The following is an 18866-nucleotide window of genomic DNA, read 5'->3' as shown; positions in this document are numbered from 1 at the left end:
TGCTGGTGATTCAATACACATTCCACTGTTTTTTATGGCGCAGACAGCAGGTTTCTCTTGTGTTGAAAAAACGACGTGTGTTGAAAAAACGCGTGTTGAAAAAACGTGTGTTCAATACACAAACGTGTGTTCAATTAATGTGTGCTGAAAAACGTGGCGGTAAAGACGCTGTTGACGGTGTGGACACTCAGGCGTCAGAGTCCGCCCATATGCCACGCTTTCACCTCGAGGTACTCTTCAATACCCAATCCGGAACCTTCCCGGCCAAGACCTGATTGCTTGATACCGCCAAATGGGGCTGCATCCATGGAAATGACGCCTGAGTTGAGGCCGACCATACCAAATTCGAGCGCTTCACCCACATGCCATGCCCGCTGAAGGTTTTGTGTATAGTAGTAAGCGCCTAATCCGTAGGGAGTACTGTTGGCAATATCGATCGCTTCTTCGTCGGTGCTGAAACGGAACAGAGGTGCCAGCGGGCCGAATGTTTCTTCGTGTGCGACCTGCATTTCTGTTGTCACGCCGGTTAATATGGTTGGTGTGACAAACAGAGATTGTGGATCCGGGATTTCTCCGCAGATTATTTTGGCGCCTTTGCTGATGGCATCATCAATATGTCGTTTAACTTTTTCGACAGCCGAAGTGTTGATAAGCGGGCCTATGGTGACACCTTCTTCCAGGCCATCGCCGGTTTTCAGCTGAATCACGGCCTGAGTCAACGCCCGGGCAAATTCATCATAGATGGCATCGTGCACTAATATCCGGTTGGCACACACGCAGGTTTGTCCTGCATTACGGAATTTGCTGGTCATTAAGCCTTCGACGGCTTGTTGAATATCTGCGTCTTCGAATACGATGAATGGGGCATTGCCACCCAGTTCCAGACTCAACCGTTTGATGGTAGGGGCACTTTGAGCCATCAGCAGACTGCCAACACGGGTCGAGCCGGTGAACGTGATTTTTCTGACCTCCGGACTTTCCGTCAGCACTTCACCTATGCGCGCAGCATGACCGGTAATGACATTAAAAATGCCAGCCGGAATGCCTGCTTTCTCCGCCAGAACTGCCAGTGCCAGCGCAGAAAGCGGCGTCAGATCCGCGGGTTTGACTATCACCGGGCAGCCTGCGGCTATTGCTGGTGCACATTTTCTGGTGATCATGGCCGCCGGAAAGTTCCATGGAGTAATTGCCGCACAGACGCCGACCGGTTGTTTGATGGTCATTAAACGGCGATCGGGTGATGGATTTTGCATGGTCTCGCCATGTATCCGGCGGGCTTCTTCGGCAAACCACTTGATAAAACCCGCTGCGTAGGCAATTTCACCGATCGCTTCGGCCAGTGGTTTCCCCTGTTCCAGCGTCATGATAAGGCCTAAATCATGTTGGTTTTCCATCATGAGCTGATACCAGTTCATCAGCATGGTTGCACGCTCTGCAGCAGTTGTTTTTTTCCAGTCTTTCCAGGCTTGATGAGCCAGTTCAACGGAAGATACGACCTGAGCTCTGGTGAGATCCGGCACTGTGGCAACCACTTCTTGTGTGGACGGATTGACCACCTCGATCGTGGCATGGTCTTCAGATGACAGCCATTGGCCATTGATATAAGCCTGGTCGGTCAGCAGACCCGGATAACTGAGTTGTTGTTGTATGGATGAATTAATCATGTTCACTCCGGTTGAAACAGATTTCGGGGACGAGCTTATTTAATAAGTCATCGCATTGTTGTAATTGGGCAAGAGAGATAAATTCATTGGGCTTATGGGCCTGATCAATCGAACCCGGACCGCATACCACCACCGGTGCTGATAAGTACTCTGCAAACAGCCCGCCTTCTGAACCGAAAGCGACTTTCAGGGTTTTCGTTTCATCAGGAAGAAGGGCCTGCAACTGCCGGACTGATAGATGATCAGCCGGCGTGTCGAGTCCCGGATAACGTGTCAGACAGTCAAATGTTATCGCTGCTTTTGTCGCCGGGTGCGCTTGTTGTGCCTGTTGAACTAACATTTCTGCCTGTTTGAACAGGTTGTCCAGATATGTATCTATATCGTCGCCGGGCAAATAGCGTATTTCGAAAACAAACTGGCATTCTCCCGGCACAATGTTCAGAGACCGGCCGCCTTCGATCGTGCCGACATGCACGGTGGAGTGTGGGATATTGTAGGCTTCATCTCTGGCACCGGATGTCATCAGTTCTGCCTGAAGGTTTCGCAGATGTGCAATGACATCACAGGCCAGATAAATGGCGTTTGTATGTAATGGAGCCTGTGAAGAGTGTGCTTCATCACCGCAGCAATGGGTCCGGAATGAAGTTTTTCCTTTATGCCCGGTCGCTATATTCATGCTGGTGGGTTCACCGACAATACACAGATAGGGTTCCACTTTCAGGTGCTGTAACTGCAAAAGTAAGTCTTTGATACCAAGGCAGCCAAGCTCTTCATCAAAACTGATCGCGAGATGAACAGGACGGTCGAGTGGTTTGTCGGCAAATGCCAGCATGATCTGAATAGCACTGGCGATAAAGCCTTTCATGTCACAGCTGCCACGGCCATAGATTTTTCCGTCTTTTTCTGTGCCGGTAAATGGATCTGTGGTCCAGTTCTGTCCTTTGACCGGTACAACATCGGAATGGCCTGAAAGCAGCAGTCCGGGTTTACCCGCGGGACCGATGGAGGCAAACATCGCTGCTTTACTATGGTCAGCATTGAATACCAGTTCTGATCGGATCCCTTTTGTTGCCAGCAAGCTTTGTACAAAATCAATCAATTCCAGATTTGAATCTGATGACACAGTTGCAAAAGCAATTAAACGTTTGAGGAGTTCTTTGGTTTCCATTATGCACTTCTTTTGATTGTTTTCCGGGTAAACCGTTTGATATCAAATGGTTCAATCAGTGTGTCTGTTGAACCCGTCGCGATGAGCTCTGCCATGACATCACCAACGGCCGGCCCCAGCTGAAAACCATGTCCGCAGAATCCGAAGGCGTAATAAAGCCCTTCTGTTGTCGAACTGGGTCCCATGACCGGCAGAGAATCAGGGAGATAACTTTCAATCCCGCTCCAGCTGCGAATGATATGAATATTGCCAATTTGCGGAACAACGCGATGCAGCTGCTGCATTTGGTAAATCAATGCCTTGGGTTCAAACTGAGCTGTGCGTTTTTCCATATCCGGCAGTGACCGGTGACAGCCCCCGATAATGATGTTGCCTCTGGGGATCTGCCGGAAGTAGAGAATTTCCTCTTCTGTGGATGAGGAAACACCAATGACCGTTTTGAAACGGTAGGGAAGGGGTTCCGTCACACTCATTTGTGGTCCTCTGGTATACAAAGGGATGGGCTCGCCCATCTGAGCGGATAATTTTTCTCCCCAGGCTCCGGCAGAAACCAGAAGCTGTTGTGCGCGATACTCTACACCTTCTTTTGTCAGGACACTAAAGCCAGAGGGGGTTTTTTCGATTAATCTGACTTCTGTATTTTCCATGATCACCGCGCCTTCCCGCTTTGCTGCTCTGGCAAATGCAGGGGCGGCAAGCCTTGGATTGGCATGTCCGTCATAAGGCGCATAAGAGCCTGCAACAACTTCCGGTCCCAAATAAGGAAAGCGCTGACGGAGTTTCTCTCCGGTCAGGATTTCCAGTCCCAGTTCTTTGGCCTCCGGTGCATTTGCATAGTCTTCAAGTGCTTCGATCCGGGATGTTTCGTAACAGATCCGCATATGGCCGCTGGGGATAAACTCCAGGTCATCGCCAATCAATTCAGGAAGTTGATTCCAGAGACGACGTGAACGGTTTGCCAGTTCAAGTTGCAGCAGGTGACGTCCCTGACGCCGGACGTTACCGAAATTGACCCCGCTGGCGTATTGTCCGATACGATCTCTTTCGAGTAATAAAACCTTCAGCCCTCTTTTTGCCAGAAAGAAAGCACTTGAAGCCCCCATAAATCCACCTCCGGTCACGATGACATCGAATTGTGGTATTGATGGCTTTAACTGTCTGTTCATATCGCTTTCCCGCTTACTTTCTGTGACGGATGATTATGTGACGACTGACCGGGTGTCTTTGTATATACATTGACAGGAATCGGTTTGACCGGCGCCTGAGAGCGTTGACGGCCGCTTGTTTCAGGCGATTGATGACGCTCTCCGGCAATGATTGTTGCATTCACATGGGCACAGTAACGCCCCTGACAACGCCCCATCCCGGCACGGCTGAATGACTTGGAACGATTGACTTCCGTGGCTTCTTTTTCCCGGACACTTAATTTTATTTCAGCCTTGGTGATGGCTTCACACCGGCACACCACGGCGCCATCGCTGAGTTGATCAATTAAATGTGCCGGCCAGGGGAAGGCTGTCAGCAAGCCTTCTCCGAAGCGCTTCATCCGGCTAAACCGGGCAAGCAGCGTGGATTGTGTTTTTTCCAGCTGGTTATTCAGATCGCGGATTTTTGCCAGTACTGTCAGGGCAACGATCTGACCGGACAGCTCCGCAGCATCGGCTCCCAGAATCCGGCAGCCATCACCGGCACAAAAAACATGAGGAACAGAGGTTCTGCCCTGTGAGTCAACAACAGGCAGCCACAGCTCACTTTGACGGTCAAAACTGAATTCACAACCCGCTAAATCCGCCAGCTGTGTTTCGGGTTTGATATGGAAACCAAGTGCGACTGCGTCACAGTCAACGTGTGTGCATGTCCCGTTTTTCAGGATGATGTCCAACCCGGACACTTCGCCTTCACCCGTAATTTTCCGGGGAACAACACCGGTATGAACCGGTATTCCGGCCCGCTTGAGTGCACCGATCATCTTCAGTCCCTGCCAGAGTGCCGCTGGCTTCATCAGCAGTTTGTCCATCGCTTTCAGCCGGGAAATAAAGCCTGATGTATCATAAACACCGGCGACGGTTGCACCGGCTTTGAGGTATTGCCAGGCGACAAGGTAAAGCAGCGGACCGGTACCGGTAAAAGCAATTTTGTGGCCGATGGCACAGGCCTGATGTTTCAGCGCGATTTGAGCGCCTCCCAAAGAGTAGGTGCCTGCCTGCTCCCACCCTTCGACCGGCAGAACCCGGTCAGTTGCACCGGTACATAAAATCAGATAGTCAAAACGGATTTCTACCGGGCTTTCGTTCTGATGCGCATAGAGGGTTTGAGTTTCTATCGCCCAGACACTGGTTCCCGGATAATAGTCAATGTCGTTGATCAGGTGGTCGAAGGTTTGATGCACTGATTCCGCTTTTTTGTATTCACTGCCATAAAGCTTCTGATAAGAACGCTGAAAAGGTGTCGGCTGGCGCTTATAAATCTGGCCACCGGATTGCGGCTGCTCATCGATAACAACTGGTCTGATGCCCTGTTGCACCAGAGTTTCGGCACAGCGGATACCCGCGGGGCCTGCCCCTATAATGACAATTCGTGGACGTTCCATACAGCCTCCGGTTCTTGAGTGACGATTTTCATGCCTTCAGTGACATAGGTGGAACAGGAACGGATTCTCTGGCCGGATTCAGTCCAGACCCAGCAATCCTGACAGGCACCCATCAGACAAAATCCTGCCCGGTCGTGATCTCCGAATTCATTGCTTCTCAGTCCTTGCTGGTTGCACAGAATCGCCATCATCAGGGTATCCCCTTCAAGGGCCTGATGCTGCTGACCATTGATCCACAAAGTGACGGTGTTCCTGTCGGTTTCATCCAGCCGGATAAATCTGCCATTCATGCGTAATGTTCCTTATTGTGAAATTTTGCCAGAGGATGGATATTGGCTTTATTCTGTTCGGTTGCCTCTGGTTCCGGGTCAGATAATGTGGCCAGAGTCTGGAGTTTGTTATCCTGCAGATGGCATAAAATATGGCTGCGTTGATGGATTTTTCTGTGGCTGGGCGAAACATTCGCACAGACGCCGGCAATACGCTGCGGGCACCGTTCCACAAACGCGCACATTTCCGGCTGTCCGGCAGCAGCCTGAAATCCGCTGACCCGGGTCGCGATTCTGGGTTCATGAATCCAGTCCGTTCTCAGTTGAGGAACTGAATCCATCAGGAGAGCTGTGTATGGATGAAGCGGACCGTGGTATAAGCCGTTAACCGGTGAAGACTGAACTTGTGTGCCTTTATAAAGCACGATGACATCATCACATAATGCTTTGACACTGTTCATATCGTGGCTGATAAACAGATATGCAAAACCCAGCCGGTCTTTGAGATCATTCAGGAGTTCCAGTATTGCCGCGCCAACAACAGTATCGAGAGCAGAAGTGACTTCATCGCAGATAATAATATCGGGTTCAGCCGCCAGTGCTCTGGCTAAATTGACCCGTTGTTTTTGCCCGCCGGAGAGTGCAGATGGTTTGCGGTCAATCACTTCTTCAGGAAGCTGAACCAGCCTGAGCAGCTCTTCTATTCTTGCATGACGTGCCCGGCCGGACATTTTAAAGTAAGTTTTCAGCGGACGTTCCAATAACTGACGCACGGTATGTTTCGGATTCAGTGCCGTCTCTGCATTCTGAAAGACTAACTGTATTTTCCGGCACTGTTCTTTACTTCTCTGATTTAACTTGGCAGGCAGATCTGTGTCCCGGTATTTTACATTACCGAGGGCTGCCGGAAGCATGCCCACCAGTGTTTTTGCCAGTGTTGATTTGCCTGAGCCTGACTCACCAATAATACCAATAGCCTGTCCCGGCCAGAGCTTGAAACGGATATCATCGAGTACCGGGAATTCAGGCATGCCCATTTTATTGCGTGGGCCGTAACCTGCAACCAGTTTGCGTACGGATAACAGCGGTGATGGTTTGGATTCATTCTGATGCTGTGTTTGTGCCAGTGTGACGGGTTTGCTTTTCTGAACCGGAGATGCAGCCTGCATCAATTCACGGGTATAAGGGTGGGCCGGTGCATCGAGAATGGTTTCAATGTCGCTGGTTTCCTGAATTTCACCATGGTTTAACACCACAACTTTATCTGCAACCTGTGCGACTACGGCTAAATCGTGCGACACATAAACTGCGGTGACCTGACGCTGTTTGACTATCTGACGAAATACCTGCAAAACGCCGACCTGAGTTGTCACATCCAGTGCGGTTGTTGGTTCGTCCAGAATGACCAGTTCCGGCTCAGCAATCAGTGCCATTGCAGCCATAATGCGTTGCAGCTGACCGCCGGATACTTCGTGCGGATAACGTTGACCGATCGTTTCGGGCTCAGGCAACACCAGCTCTTTGAATAGCTGAATCGCTTTTTCTTTGAGTTGTTCCCGGGTGCCGTCACGATGGCGCAGTGCTGATTCAATCACCTGATCAATCAGACGTTTGCCCGGATTAAAAGCCGCCGCTGCACTTTGCGCGATATAAGCAACGCGTTTTCCGCGCCAGTTGCAAAGTTGTTCCGGGGTTGCAGTTAATAAGTCATCATCTCCCAGCCAGACTTCGCCCTGAGTAATTGAACAGCCTGGTTTGGTATATCCCATCAAAGAGAGAGCGATGGTGGTTTTTCCTGAACCGGATTCTCCAATCAGTGCCAGTACTTTGCCTTTTTCCAGTGAAAAACTGACATCACTGACAATCTGAACTTGTCTGTGGTCCTGTTCTGCGCTGATACAAAGCCCTTTTACTTCAATAAAATCTCTCACAGCGCCTCCTTAATGCTGGTTTCGTTGCTCTGCAATCCGGTCTATCACCAAATTGACAGCAACGGTCATCATGCCGATGGTGATCGCGGGGGCAATCAGTGCGACGGCTCCCTGACTTAAACCACCAATGTTTTCCCGCACCAGTGAGCCCAGATCGGCGTTTGGTGGCTGAATACCAAGGCCAAGAAAGCTCAGCCCACTAAGCAGCAAAACGATAAAGACAAACCGTAAACCAAAATCAGCCAGAACCGGGTTGAGAATATTGGGCAGAATCTCCCTGACAGCAATATAAACCGGGCTTTCTCCGCGGATTTTAGCGGCCTGTACATATTCAAGCTCGTGTTGACTCAGGGCCAGACTGTATGCGATGCGGAACGCGCCCGGTGCATAACCAATCACAGCCGTGATAATCAGCAGATGAATGGAAGAGCCGAATCCGGCCACAATGACCAGTGCCAGCATTTTGCTGGGGATAGAGATCAGGGCGTCGACCAGACGGATGATAATTTCTTCCAGCCATTTGGGAGACATGACTGCGGTCAGTGCGATCAGCGTGCCGGTGCAGGAAGCCAGCACGGATGCGGTCAAAGATAAACCGACGGTGTACCTGATAGCATTTAAAATCCGGCTCAGATTATCACGTCCGAGATAATCGGTGCCCAGCAGGAATTGTTCGCTGACAGGCGCAAAGATGTTTTTGGAGACCACTTCACCCACGTTGTAAGGGGCGAGTGATGGACCGAAAACAGCCAGGAACAGGCACAGCAGACAGATCAGTGAACTGATTTTTTTCAGCGCCTGCCATAAAGGTGAAAATTGTGAAGAGGGGACAGTCATACTTTATTCCTCAGTCTTGGATTGAATACAATTGCGCAGATGTCTGCAATCAGAATGAGGCCCAGATAACCACTGCAAAAAAGCATGGTACAGGCTTGTACCAGCGCAATATCCCGGTTGGTGACTGCATCGACCATCAGTCCGGCAATACCGGGAAAATTGAAAATCGCTTCAACGATGACAACGCCACCGAACAAATAAGACAAACTGAGTGCAACCGCATTAGCGATGGGTCCGATGGCATTCGGTAGTGCATGAACAATCGCAATCCGGAGTGTTGACAGACCTTTCAGGTACGCCATCTCGACATAACTGGTGCTGAGTTCATCGACCATGGCTGCACGGGTCATTCTTGCCATTTGTGCCGTAATCACAAAGCAGAGCGTCATGACCGGCAGTGTATAAGCGCGTAAGAAATCCAGAATGCCGTCTCCGGCGCCGCCATATGAAATGGCTGAAAACCAGTGTAATTTGACTGCAAAGATCAGCACTGCAATGGTTGCAACCAGAAATTCCGGGACAGCCACCAGCGCCAGTGTCAGGGTGTTCAGGCATTTATCGACGCGACCATTTCTGTAGATGGCGGAGAAAATGCCCAGAAACAGAGCAACAGGAACAGAGATAACCGAGGTTGCTGCTGCCAGCATTAAGGTATTCTGCAGCCGTTCATCCATCAGTTTACTGACCGGCATATTATTCGCGAAAGACTGACCAGGGTCGCCGCTCAGCAAGCTGAACAGCCAGTGAAAATAACGGGCGATTGCCGGTTGATCCAGACCGAGTTGTGCCCGGAGCGCAGCAACCTGTTCCGGCATGGCAAATTGTCCCAGTATCTGCTGGGCAGCATCGCCGGGCAGAATATTGGTAATTGCAAACACAACAACCGAAACCAGAAACAGCGTCAGTATGGCACTTAAGAACCGACGTACAACTAAAGACATTAAAACGTTATTCATCAGGTTATCCTCGGGGGCGATAGCAACAGCACAATGTGCCGTTGCTTATTAATCGGGCGTCCGTTTGAGCGGGTATATACGTCCGTTTGAGCGGGTATATGTATCCGGCGATATCAGGCATCCAGCCAGACTTTTTCGGCAAACATATAGCCCATGAAGCCGCCGAGCGGGTTCGTACCGTAGCCTTTCAGTCTTGAATCCACACCATCGATATTACTGATAAAGACCGGGACGCCAATGCCACATTTTTCATGCACCAGCGTTTGCATTTCTGCGTACATTCCGGCACGTTTGTTGTCATCGGTTTCGCTGCGGGCATCGAACAGCAGCTTGTCAAACTGGCTGTTTTTCCAGTGTGATTCGTTCCATGATGCGCCGGAAAGGAAAAACTGCGAGAAAATAATATCCGCATTCGGGCGGGGGTTGATGTTGCCGAAACTCAGCGGATGTTTTGCCCAGTGATTTGACCAGTATCCATCAGCTGGTTTGGTCTGAACATCAATTTTAATGCCATGCTTCGCTGCTGATTGCTGCATCAGGACGGCAATTTCCACCGAGCCTGTTGCTGCAGCAGATGCGACTAAAGGAATGGTTGCATCGGCAAAACCGGCCTTCTTAATCAGATGCCTGGCCTTTTCAGGATCAAAGGTTGTCTGAGGAAGTTCTGAGTTAAAATAACGGGCGCCGGGCGCGATTGGTGTATCGTTACCGATGACAGCAAAGTCCTGAAAAATAGCTGATTTAATCTGTTCCCGATCCATCAGCAGTTTCATGGCTTCAGTGAACTCAGCACTTTTACCCGGCATCAGATCCTGACGGATGATCAGATCGGTATAATTACCGGATGGCGCATTCACGAAGTTGTGTCCTTCGCTGGCCTGAATCCGGGAGGTCGATCGTGGATTCACTTCGTTGATCACATGAACCTCACCGGAAAGCAGGGCATTGACCCGTGAAGGCTCATCGGGAATCGCAAATAATTCAATCTCATCCAGGTAAGGTAAGCCCGGCTTCCAGTAATTTTTGTTCTTCTTCACGACGGTGATCATGCCCGGTTTGAATCTGGAAACTTCAAATGGTCCTGTACCAATACCTTTGTTCAGGTCGCTGACGTGCGCCGGCACAATCAGCATATGTGACACCGCAAAAATTGACGGAAGTTCAGCATTCGGTCCTTCGAGGATAATCTTGACGTCATACTTGCCAGTGGCTTTCACAGATTTCAGTTGTTTTGCCAGTCCCATAACTTTTGAGGCTGTCGCCGGATCTTTGTGCCGGTTCAGGGAAAAGACCACGTCTTCTGCAGTGAGTTCTTTGCCGTCATGGAATAACACGCCCTGCCGCAGTTTAATATGCCAGACCGTCGCATTTTCATTATCGATACTTTCGGCCAGTTCCAGATGCGGGACTAAATGTTCATCAAACTTTGTCAGGCCGTTATAGACCATGAAGTGGCGGGCGTAGTCTGTTGAAAGCGCACCTTTTGCCGGGTCAAGGGTATCCGATGTTGAAGCGGACAGGCTCGCAACTTTGATTTTCCCCCCCGGTTTTCCTTTCTGCGATGATGCAGACGATTCGTTACCGGCAAACACATTCAGCGGGCTCAGTGATGTACCTGAAGCGGCCATCAACACCCCCGCAGCTCCCAGTGATTTCAGGACAGAGCGTCTTGAGCGACCTTCTTTTGTTAATCGCTCAAATTCATTCATACATGCCTGACCGGTGATAATCTTTTTATCTTTCATAATATTGCATCCTTTCTATATTACGATTCATCTGATGATGCGGGCTTAATGCAGATAATCCTGCAATTTGTAGTAAGCACCGACTGCGGGTAAAAACCATGGCTTGCCAAAATATCCGGGGATGGCATACCAGGATTCATCTTTCCACGGGTTTGCTTCCGGATGGCCACCGAGCATGTGTGCCAGTTGCTGGCCCATATAAGCAGCCATTTGTACGCCGTGTCCGCTGTAGCCCATGGCATAGAACATGCCGTTGTGTTGTCCGGCCCGCGGGAGACGGTTCGGAGTGATATCGACTAAGCCGCCCCAGCAGTGTGTCGCCTGAACTCCCTGTAATTCCGGGAACATTTCCCCCATGGTTTTCAGTAAGATTCTGCCGCTGATGGCATCGGATTCAGGACTGGTCATGGCAAAGCGTGCCCGGCCACCAAACAGCAGGCGGTCATCGCCCATGACCCTGAAATAATTACCGATAATTTTACTGGTGACATAAGAGCGTTTATTTGGCATGAGCCGTTCAATCAGCGCCGGATCCAGTTTTTCTGTGACCAGAATAAAACTGCCGACCGGTACAATCCGTCTTCTGAACCAGCCAAGCGGACCGTGTTGGCTGATACCACTGGCGATAATGACATCGTTTGCTGTGATTTTTCCTTTGGGTGTTTCGACCGAGAATTGTTTACCCTGCTTTTTCAGTTGGACGACCGGGCTGTTTTCATAGATATGAGCACCGTATTCCGCAGCCTTGTCTGCAATGCCGACGCCCAGCTTGCCGACATGAATCTGAAAGGCATTGTCCTGTACCATTCCGCCGTAAAACTGTCCGGAGGTAATTTCGGTTTTCAGCCCTTCAGCATCAAGAAATCTGACATTTGGATCGACTTCACGCTGAATGAGTTCGCAGGTGTTGAAGATCTTTTCAGCATGCTGAGGCTTGGCAGCCAGTTTGAGTTTGCCGCTTTCACGGAATTCGCATTCAATTTGCTCTTCAGTGATGATGTTGCGCAGTGCATCGACAGCATTTGAATAAGCGGTGTAATAACGTTTCGCCTTATCAAGCCCGAGAGTGGCAGACAGCGCCGAAAAATCCTGGGCAACGCCGGTACTGCACTGGCCGCCATTTTGTCCGGATGCCTGCTCCATAATTGCAGTGGCCTCAAACAGGGCAACTGATACGCCCTGTTTTGCCAGTGTATGTGCAGCAGTTAATCCGGTCAGTCCGCCGCCGACAATGGCCACATCATAGTGAGAGTTCCCCAGAGTTTCTGCACCACGCGTAAACCGGGGTTTGGTATCGATCCAATAGGATTGATTGATCATAGCTGACTCCTGATGTGAGTATCATTAATCGAGGCCCAGCAAGTCAGCGAGTGCATTGATGTCGGGGACTTGATGATAAGAATAAATTGTGTTGGCGGGTTGCTCATGACCGCGGGCAATAAATGCTTTATTTTTGATGCCCATATCATCGGCGGAAAACAGGTCATAGCGGAAACTGGAAGAGACATGCAGAATTTCTTCCGGACTGCACCCTAAGTTATCGATCATATATTCGAATGCAGCGAGCCGGGGTTTATAGACTTTGGCCTCTTCAGCCGTAAATACCCGGTGAAACGGTGCGCCCAGTTTTTCGACGTTACTCATGATCTGGCTGTCACTGGCATTGGAATAAATGACCAGCGGGAATTCTTTCGCCAGCCGGGAAAGGCCTGACGGTACATCAGCGTGTGGCCCCCAGGTTGGCACTGCATCATAATATTGCTGACCTTCCGCATCGATATATGCGATGCCCCATTTTTTACAGGTTCTTTCCAGTGAACTTTTCACAACCTGATCGTAGGGTTGCCATGCCCCCATAACTTCATCAAGACGATAACTCGCAAAGTCTTTGACGAAAGCATCCATTCTTTCTGGAGAAATACGGTTTTTAAAGATTTCCCGTGTCATGGTTGCCATCTGAAAATTAGTCAGTGTGCCATAGCAGTCAAAGGTGATGTATTTGGGGCGAAGTGTACTCATCGAATTCATCCTTAAAACTAGAGGTAACAATTTAAAAACATTTATTTATCATTTGTTTCTATAAATTATTACATCACAATGACACAGCAGATAACATTTAATTCAGGGGTTCAGAAGCAGAAATAAACTTTTTTCAACAAGCATACAGCAGTTAATACGGTGCTGATTTTGCTGGGCAGGGATGGGTTATCAGAGAGAGGTGATACATGAATGAATTAAAATAGTTATTAAATAACAGTAAGTTAATTTTTTATTTGTTCCAGTGTGTTTTCTTCTGGTTGTTGTTGGCGATCGTGTGGCTGTGTACATCGCATACATTTTCTGTCAGTGACGAAATTATTTGCTGATGAAAGAGCAGATTCACGATGTATCATGAATCTGCCTGAAGTGCTTGTATTATGAACTCATTTGTTAATTATTTGTAATTCTATTGTTGCGGGTAATTTTTTTGTAAATAAGCATTTTACGGAGAAATATTTTCAAATCTTACCAAGCTCTGCATCTCAGGGTCATTCAGGACGAATGTTTAAAAATCAATCAGCACACTTTTGGTTTTCAGGTTTGCCTGAAAAGCCTCAACTCCGATATCTTTTCCAATACCGGACTGTTTAAATCCTCCGGTTGGCATAATATGATCAAAAGAACGGCCGTACCGGTTAATCCAGACAGAACCGGCTTCTATTTGTCTCATACCGGTCAACGCACGCTGTAAATTTTGTGTATGAATCCCGGCAGCTAAACCGTATGTTTCATGACTTGCCAGCGCCCAGGCTTGCTCATCTGAGTCAAAAGTTTGCATGGTCAGAACCGGTCCGAAGATTTCCTGCTGAACTGCGCAGTTATTGTTGTCAGTGATAGCCAGTAATGTTGGGGTAAAGAAGGAACCACCGTCGTTGATTAACTCTCCGCCACAAAGCCGCTCTGCGCCTTGCGCAATACTCTGATTGACGATGGAATTGATTCTTTGTGCCTGTCCTGCTGAGATAATGGGGGGCAGGGTGGTACTCTTATTCCATGTCGGGCCCATCCGGAGCTGACTGAAGTGTGAGAGGACTTTTTGAGAAAATGTTTCAGCAATATCCTGATGAATAATCAGTCTTGAACCGGAAACACAGACCTGTCCGGCATTGCCGGTAATCGCCTTCGCAACCGTCAGCGCTGTTTTGTCAATATCAGCATCCGCAAACACCACCTGAGGGCTTTTACCACCTAACTCAAGCGTGGATGGCTTCGGCCCTTTCAGCGCACAGGTTGACATAATCGCGGCTCCGGTTGCCGTTGAGCCGGTGAATGTCACTTTACCAATCAGTGAATGCTCACAAATCGCCTGTCCTACAGTTTTTCCATCGCCCTGAACCACATTAAACTGGTTCGCCGGAATACCGGCATCGACGGCCAGTTTTGCCAGATAAACACTGGTAAATGGCGTCATTTCTGAAGGTTTCAGAACGACAGCATTGCCTGCTGCCAGTGCCGGACCAACTTTCCACATCAACATGCTCATCGGAAAGTTCCATGGCGTAATTGCGCCGATAACACCATAAGGCTGGCTGATCACCATACCCAGCCGATCTTGCTGAGTGGCGCCCACATAGCCACCATGTTTATCGGCCAGCTCGGCGAAAAACCTCAGACAATCGACCACATATGGAATATCCCATTGCAATACTTCATGATACGGACGACTGGAGCCTAAAGATTCCAGCTGTGCCAGACTGGCCTGATGTTTTTCTATCAGTTCTGCCCATTGAAATAAATATTTTGCCCGTTCCCGCGGTGCCATTGAGGCCCATGAGTTAGTCCGGTATGCCTGATAAGCCTGAGAGACGGCGAATTCGACAGTGTCGGGTGAAGCGTAATTTAAAGCGGCATATGCCTGTCCGGTTGACGGACAAATGACATCCACAGAAGTATCATCATTGAATGACATAAAGCGACCATCAATAAAGTGACCTTTGGGAATATCTGTGTCAGATGGGTTATACCAGTCCATAGCGTTTCATCCTGAATGATGTTTTCCGAATGATTATATTAAATAAACTCGGGCGGTATGTGCTGCCGACATCTGCTGATGATTCAGCATTCGTATCATTTTAGTGCGGATAAAACAGCGTGATCTGCCGTTTTAAATGATAACTATTGTCTTTTTGAATAACTAATGGAATAACAACAGACTCAACATAACCCCGATACAACGCTGATGTATCTTTATCATTTAAGGAATGAATATGAATACAAAAACGGCTCAGGAAGATGTCATCATCAGACCGATGGATGAAAAAGATATGGCTGACGCTCATGTGATGACACAAGCGTTACACTGGCCGCATACACTTCAGGACTGGCAACAGATCGTATCGGTTGGCCACGCTCTGGTGATGGAAGCTGAAGGGCGGCTCATCGGTACGGCGTGCCTGGTACCACAGGGAAAATATGCCAGTGTCGGTTTAATTGTCATTTCAGATGATTTTCAGGGGCGGGGACTCGGCCGGCAGATCATGAATGACATTATGTCGTGTGCTGAGCCGGGTAGTTATCTGTATCTGACTGCGACAGAGATGGGGAAACCGCTGTATCAAAAAATTGGTTTTGAAGAATATGCGGTGATTGAGCAATATCAGAATGTGGTTGAAACTGAAAAAGTGACTTTGGTTCATCCAAAGGCTGATGCAGGGATTCGTAAGATGGATGTTGGTGAGGAGCAAACACTGAAGCAGATGATGAATGCGTCATGTGGTATGGACCGTGGTGCGATCGGTGATCTGGTTCTGAATACTTCGAACCAGACGCTGGTGATTGAGGACGAAGGGAAAATTACCGGCTTTGCCGTTTGTCGTGACTTTGGCCGGGGATGCTGTATTGGGCCTGTCATTGCAGAAAATCCGCAGCATGCATTAGCATTGATTTCTCATCAGTTGCTGGCGTGTGATCAACAGTTTGTCCGGCTGGATATCGTCAATCAATATCGTGAAATCGGTACACAACTCTCAGCTTGGGGGCTCAACAAAGTGGATACCGTCAGCCAGATGGTCAAAGGTGAGGTCCCCCGGGCTGAAGGGGATTTGATCCAGTTTTGTCTGGTGAGTCAGGCAATGGGATAATCAGAGCTGATTCAATATATTTTTAAAACGGGGCATCCGCTACGGATAGCCCCGTTGTTTGAGCAGAGAAAGTTTGATCAACAAAGCTGTGTGATTACGACACCGTTTGATTTTCCGGTGATGATGTGATGCATTCGATGCGTGCAATTAAATCAGCGAGGAGCGCTTTTCCTTCAGCCCAGCCATTTAATCCGGACTGCGCATTAATATGACCCACCGGACCGATGTTGAGCAGTGGTACATTGAGTTTTTTTGCCTGATGCTGTGCATGTTCTGCGGTGCCAAAAGGATCATTGTCGCTGGTAATCACGACTGCCGGACAGCATTGCTGAGTTTCACTCAGGTTTCTGAAGTTATGCACCTGAGCGGGAAATTTCGGGTCAAGGACGTCCGGCATAGCCACCAGGAATGCACCCGCAATTTTTTCTTTGTTTTGGGTGCGTTGTAACCACTCTGTAAACAGGACGCAGCCTAAACTATGGGCCACAACGACGACAGGCTCATCTCTTTTTTCCAGAAAGCTTTCTAAATCACTGAGCCACGCTTCCATCACCGGATTATCCCAGTCAGAATGTTCCAGCCATGAAACATTCTCAGATGCCATATACCATTGATATTGCCAGTGCCCCGGACCTGAGTTGCCGATTCCTGCTAAAAAAAGTAAATGCATACTCTCTCCTTAGAGTTGTGTTTTGATACAGTCTCGTTTTTATAAATGATTTGGCCTGATTGAATGACGGTCCCTGTTCCTGAACCTGAGTCATTCAGGCTATATTGGTTCTCCTGACTATGATTCGAAAGGATGTGGATATTTAGAAATGCATATTTCCAAATAGTTCGGAAAAATTAATCATCGCCTAAAATCTGACATGTGTAAACAACAGGTTTCTTATTGATCCTTTTCAATTGATTCCTTTTCCGGGGGAGCCACTTCTCTGAATAAGACTGAAAGCGGCCGTTTATGGGGAAACGATTCGTGATTCACGCATTTTCCCGGACAAATATTTCATGTGCATTTAAACGAGTGATAAATTTGCTAACTTACGTTTCTTCAGCCGTACGCTCACATTCACAAGAGATTTCAGTTCCTTCGGCAGCGCAGGAAAATTTCCTTCGGCTATTTGTTCAAAAATAGCAAGTGATCCCGGATATACCAGTACCTGATGGCCTTCATCAATCATCAGACATGTCTCAGCCAGTTCTTCAAGTACATATTGCGAAGACAGTGCGATCGCATTTTCCGTGAATTCATTGTGATTCAAAGCTCTGGAAATAAACGTTCGTGCAAACCTATCAACTGCCGCCATAAACTCCGGATTATCCTGATAGAGGGTCTGTATATTCATCAAATAGCAAGAAACTCTTTCATCATTATAAATATCTGAACCTTTGATGAAATTGAAGGATGACTCTTTGAAAACTTTTTCCCATAAAGGATGGTAGAGCTGTGTATATTCCCGCCCCATATTTAATGCGATCTTTGTGGCTTGCGCCTCGTCAACCCCAAGCCTGATTTGTAATGTTAACCGATGGATATGATCGCCTAATAAAAAAGTACATGCACCAAACCGTTTTGAAATAAACCGGATTAAACCTTCGAGTTTAGCACCGGTAAAACTTGGGTTACCAAGGCTTACCCCAACAAAACAGCGGGGCTTACATTTCAGAAAATCCCTTTCAGTTTTTGGTGAAACCTGTTGTATTTCTCCTTTATATTGAGGTTTTTGATTCATATTGATCCCTTAAAAGTTAAAACAGAAAATAATAAAAACGGAGCATCCAGATACTTGATTAAAGGCGTTTGGGGCCAGTTTATGGGTGAGACAGGCAGTAAACAGAATACAATGAAAATGAGCCTGATATCATATTTATCCTGATGGTTCATTCTATGTCGTTAAGTGAACACTGACTTTCGCATGAAGTATTTTTATGTATGTCCGAAAGATTAAGATATTTCAGTATGAATACAGCTGATATCAGAAGGATGTGTGACCTTGAGTACACATATCAACTTTTATTGCTCAGGGATAATACCAATCTGGAAAATAAACTGATCATCTGGATGTGTCTGGTGGAGCAAACATACAAGGGCATGGATGGTTTGAGCGGTTTGCGGAACCAGATATATCCAGATCAGAAAGCTACTTAGAATGGTATAATTGAATGATTTACCATTTGATAAAGACAAAAAAAGCTGTTGAATCTCAACAGCTTTTTTCATATGTGTGGCGGAGAGATAGGGATTTGAACCCTAGATACGCTATTAACGTATGCCGGTTTTCAAGACCGGTGCTTTCAACCACTCAGCCATCTCTCCGAATTTTTTCGATAATAATTACTTAATTTCTGTTTGTAAAGATAAAAAAGTGAGTTTGGGTGATTTTTGAGCAATAAAGGCAGTGTATGCCGTGAAGCTTATATTTATGTACATCTTATTACGTAAAAAAGGAAGTTTTCATTGCTGAAAACTTCCTTTTCTGTATGGTCGGACTGAGAGGATTTGAACCTCCGACCCCCGACACCCCATGACGGTGCGCTACCAAGCTGCGCTACAGTCCGATGGGCCGTACTCTAACCCTTTCAGGC

Annotated in this window: 15 protein-coding genes and 2 tRNA genes; 1 reads left to right on the top strand and 16 read right to left on the bottom strand. The window is 48.0% G+C overall.

Annotation, left to right across the window (positions count from 1 at the left end; all coding sequences use genetic code 11):
• Positions 1 to 194 precede the first annotated feature (194 nt).
• The 12 genes from OCV29_RS12940 to OCV29_RS12885 all read right to left on the bottom strand — a co-directional run bounded on the left by OCV29_RS12940 (position 195) and on the right by OCV29_RS12885 (position 15172).
• A complete protein-coding gene (locus OCV29_RS12940; protein ID WP_073605733.1) occupies positions 195 to 1664 on the bottom strand; it encodes an NAD-dependent succinate-semialdehyde dehydrogenase in 1470 nt (489 codons plus the stop codon).
• Positions 1657 to 2832 (bottom strand): acetylornithine deacetylase, encoded by a 1176-nt coding sequence (gene argE / locus OCV29_RS12935; RefSeq protein WP_073605734.1) that lies wholly within the window; start codon positions 2830 to 2832, stop codon positions 1657 to 1659. The genes OCV29_RS12940 and argE overlap by 8 nt, the downstream gene beginning before the upstream one ends.
• Positions 2832 to 3998 (bottom strand): NAD(P)/FAD-dependent oxidoreductase, encoded by a 1167-nt coding sequence (locus OCV29_RS12930; RefSeq protein ID WP_073605735.1) that lies wholly within the window; start codon positions 3996 to 3998, stop codon positions 2832 to 2834. The genes argE and OCV29_RS12930 overlap by 1 nt, the downstream gene beginning before the upstream one ends.
• Positions 3995 to 5422, bottom strand: a complete 1428-nt coding sequence (locus tag OCV29_RS12925; protein ID WP_073605736.1) for an FAD/NAD(P)-dependent oxidoreductase — start codon at positions 5420 to 5422, stop codon at positions 3995 to 3997. The genes OCV29_RS12930 and OCV29_RS12925 overlap by 4 nt, the downstream gene beginning before the upstream one ends.
• The gene (locus OCV29_RS12920) at positions 5395 to 5712 is read right to left on the bottom strand and encodes a (2Fe-2S)-binding protein (protein WP_073605737.1); all 318 of its coding nucleotides are present in this window, start codon (positions 5710 to 5712) and stop codon (positions 5395 to 5397) included. The genes OCV29_RS12925 and OCV29_RS12920 overlap by 28 nt, the downstream gene beginning before the upstream one ends.
• On the bottom strand, positions 5709 to 7622 hold the full coding sequence (locus tag OCV29_RS12915; protein WP_073605738.1) for an ABC transporter ATP-binding protein: 1914 nt from the start codon (positions 7620 to 7622) through the stop codon (positions 5709 to 5711). The genes OCV29_RS12920 and OCV29_RS12915 overlap by 4 nt, the downstream gene beginning before the upstream one ends.
• 9 nt (positions 7623 to 7631) lie before the next feature.
• Positions 7632 to 8459, bottom strand: coding sequence for an ABC transporter permease (locus OCV29_RS12910; protein WP_073605739.1), 828 nt, complete (start codon positions 8457 to 8459; stop codon positions 7632 to 7634).
• The gene (locus tag OCV29_RS12905; protein ID WP_073605740.1) at positions 8456 to 9415 is read right to left on the bottom strand and encodes an ABC transporter permease; all 960 of its coding nucleotides are present in this window, start codon (positions 9413 to 9415) and stop codon (positions 8456 to 8458) included. The genes OCV29_RS12910 and OCV29_RS12905 overlap by 4 nt, the downstream gene beginning before the upstream one ends.
• Before the next feature lie 113 nt (positions 9416 to 9528).
• On the bottom strand, positions 9529 to 11160 hold the full coding sequence (locus OCV29_RS12900; RefSeq protein WP_073605741.1) for an ABC transporter substrate-binding protein: 1632 nt from the start codon (positions 11158 to 11160) through the stop codon (positions 9529 to 9531).
• A gap of 45 nt (positions 11161 to 11205) precedes the next feature.
• Positions 11206 to 12480, bottom strand: coding sequence for an NAD(P)/FAD-dependent oxidoreductase (locus tag OCV29_RS12895; protein WP_073605742.1), 1275 nt, complete (start codon positions 12478 to 12480; stop codon positions 11206 to 11208).
• A gap of 24 nt (positions 12481 to 12504) precedes the next feature.
• The gene (locus tag OCV29_RS12890) at positions 12505 to 13179 is read right to left on the bottom strand and encodes a haloacid dehalogenase type II (RefSeq protein ID WP_073605743.1); all 675 of its coding nucleotides are present in this window, start codon (positions 13177 to 13179) and stop codon (positions 12505 to 12507) included.
• Positions 13180 to 13705: 526 nt separating this feature from the next.
• Positions 13706 to 15172, bottom strand: coding sequence for an aldehyde dehydrogenase family protein (locus OCV29_RS12885; protein WP_073605744.1), 1467 nt, complete (start codon positions 15170 to 15172; stop codon positions 13706 to 13708).
• A gap of 235 nt (positions 15173 to 15407) precedes the next feature.
• On the opposite strand from OCV29_RS12885, the gene OCV29_RS12880 reads away from it, so the two are divergent.
• Entirely contained in the window at positions 15408 to 16280 is an 873-nt protein-coding gene (locus tag OCV29_RS12880; protein WP_073605745.1) for a GNAT family N-acetyltransferase, read from the top strand.
• A gap of 94 nt (positions 16281 to 16374) precedes the next feature.
• Here the strand turns inward: OCV29_RS12880 and OCV29_RS12875 are convergent, their stop codons facing one another.
• The 4 genes from OCV29_RS12875 to OCV29_RS12860 all read right to left on the bottom strand — a co-directional run bounded on the left by OCV29_RS12875 (position 16375) and on the right by OCV29_RS12860 (position 18839).
• Entirely contained in the window at positions 16375 to 16950 is a 576-nt protein-coding gene (locus OCV29_RS12875) for an RBBP9/YdeN family alpha/beta hydrolase (protein WP_073605746.1), read from the bottom strand.
• A 346-nt stretch (positions 16951 to 17296) separates the two neighbouring features.
• Positions 17297 to 18013 carry a tRNA-dependent cyclodipeptide synthase gene (locus OCV29_RS12870; protein WP_073605747.1) on the bottom strand — a complete coding sequence of 239 codons (717 nt, stop codon included), beginning with the start codon at positions 18011 to 18013 and terminating at the stop codon, positions 17297 to 17299.
• Between the two features lie 493 nt (positions 18014 to 18506).
• Positions 18507 to 18597 (bottom strand) — tRNA-Ser (locus OCV29_RS12865).
• A 165-nt stretch (positions 18598 to 18762) separates the two neighbouring features.
• Positions 18763 to 18839, bottom strand: a tRNA-Pro gene (locus OCV29_RS12860).
• Positions 18840 to 18866 lie beyond the last annotated feature (27 nt).

The sequence above is a fragment of the Vibrio aerogenes genome (assembly GCF_024346755.1).
GTDB lineage: Bacteria > Pseudomonadota > Gammaproteobacteria > Enterobacterales > Vibrionaceae > Vibrio > Vibrio aerogenes.
The sequence above is the reverse complement of the archived record's forward strand: the minus strand, read 5'-3'. Positions and strand labels throughout refer to the sequence as shown.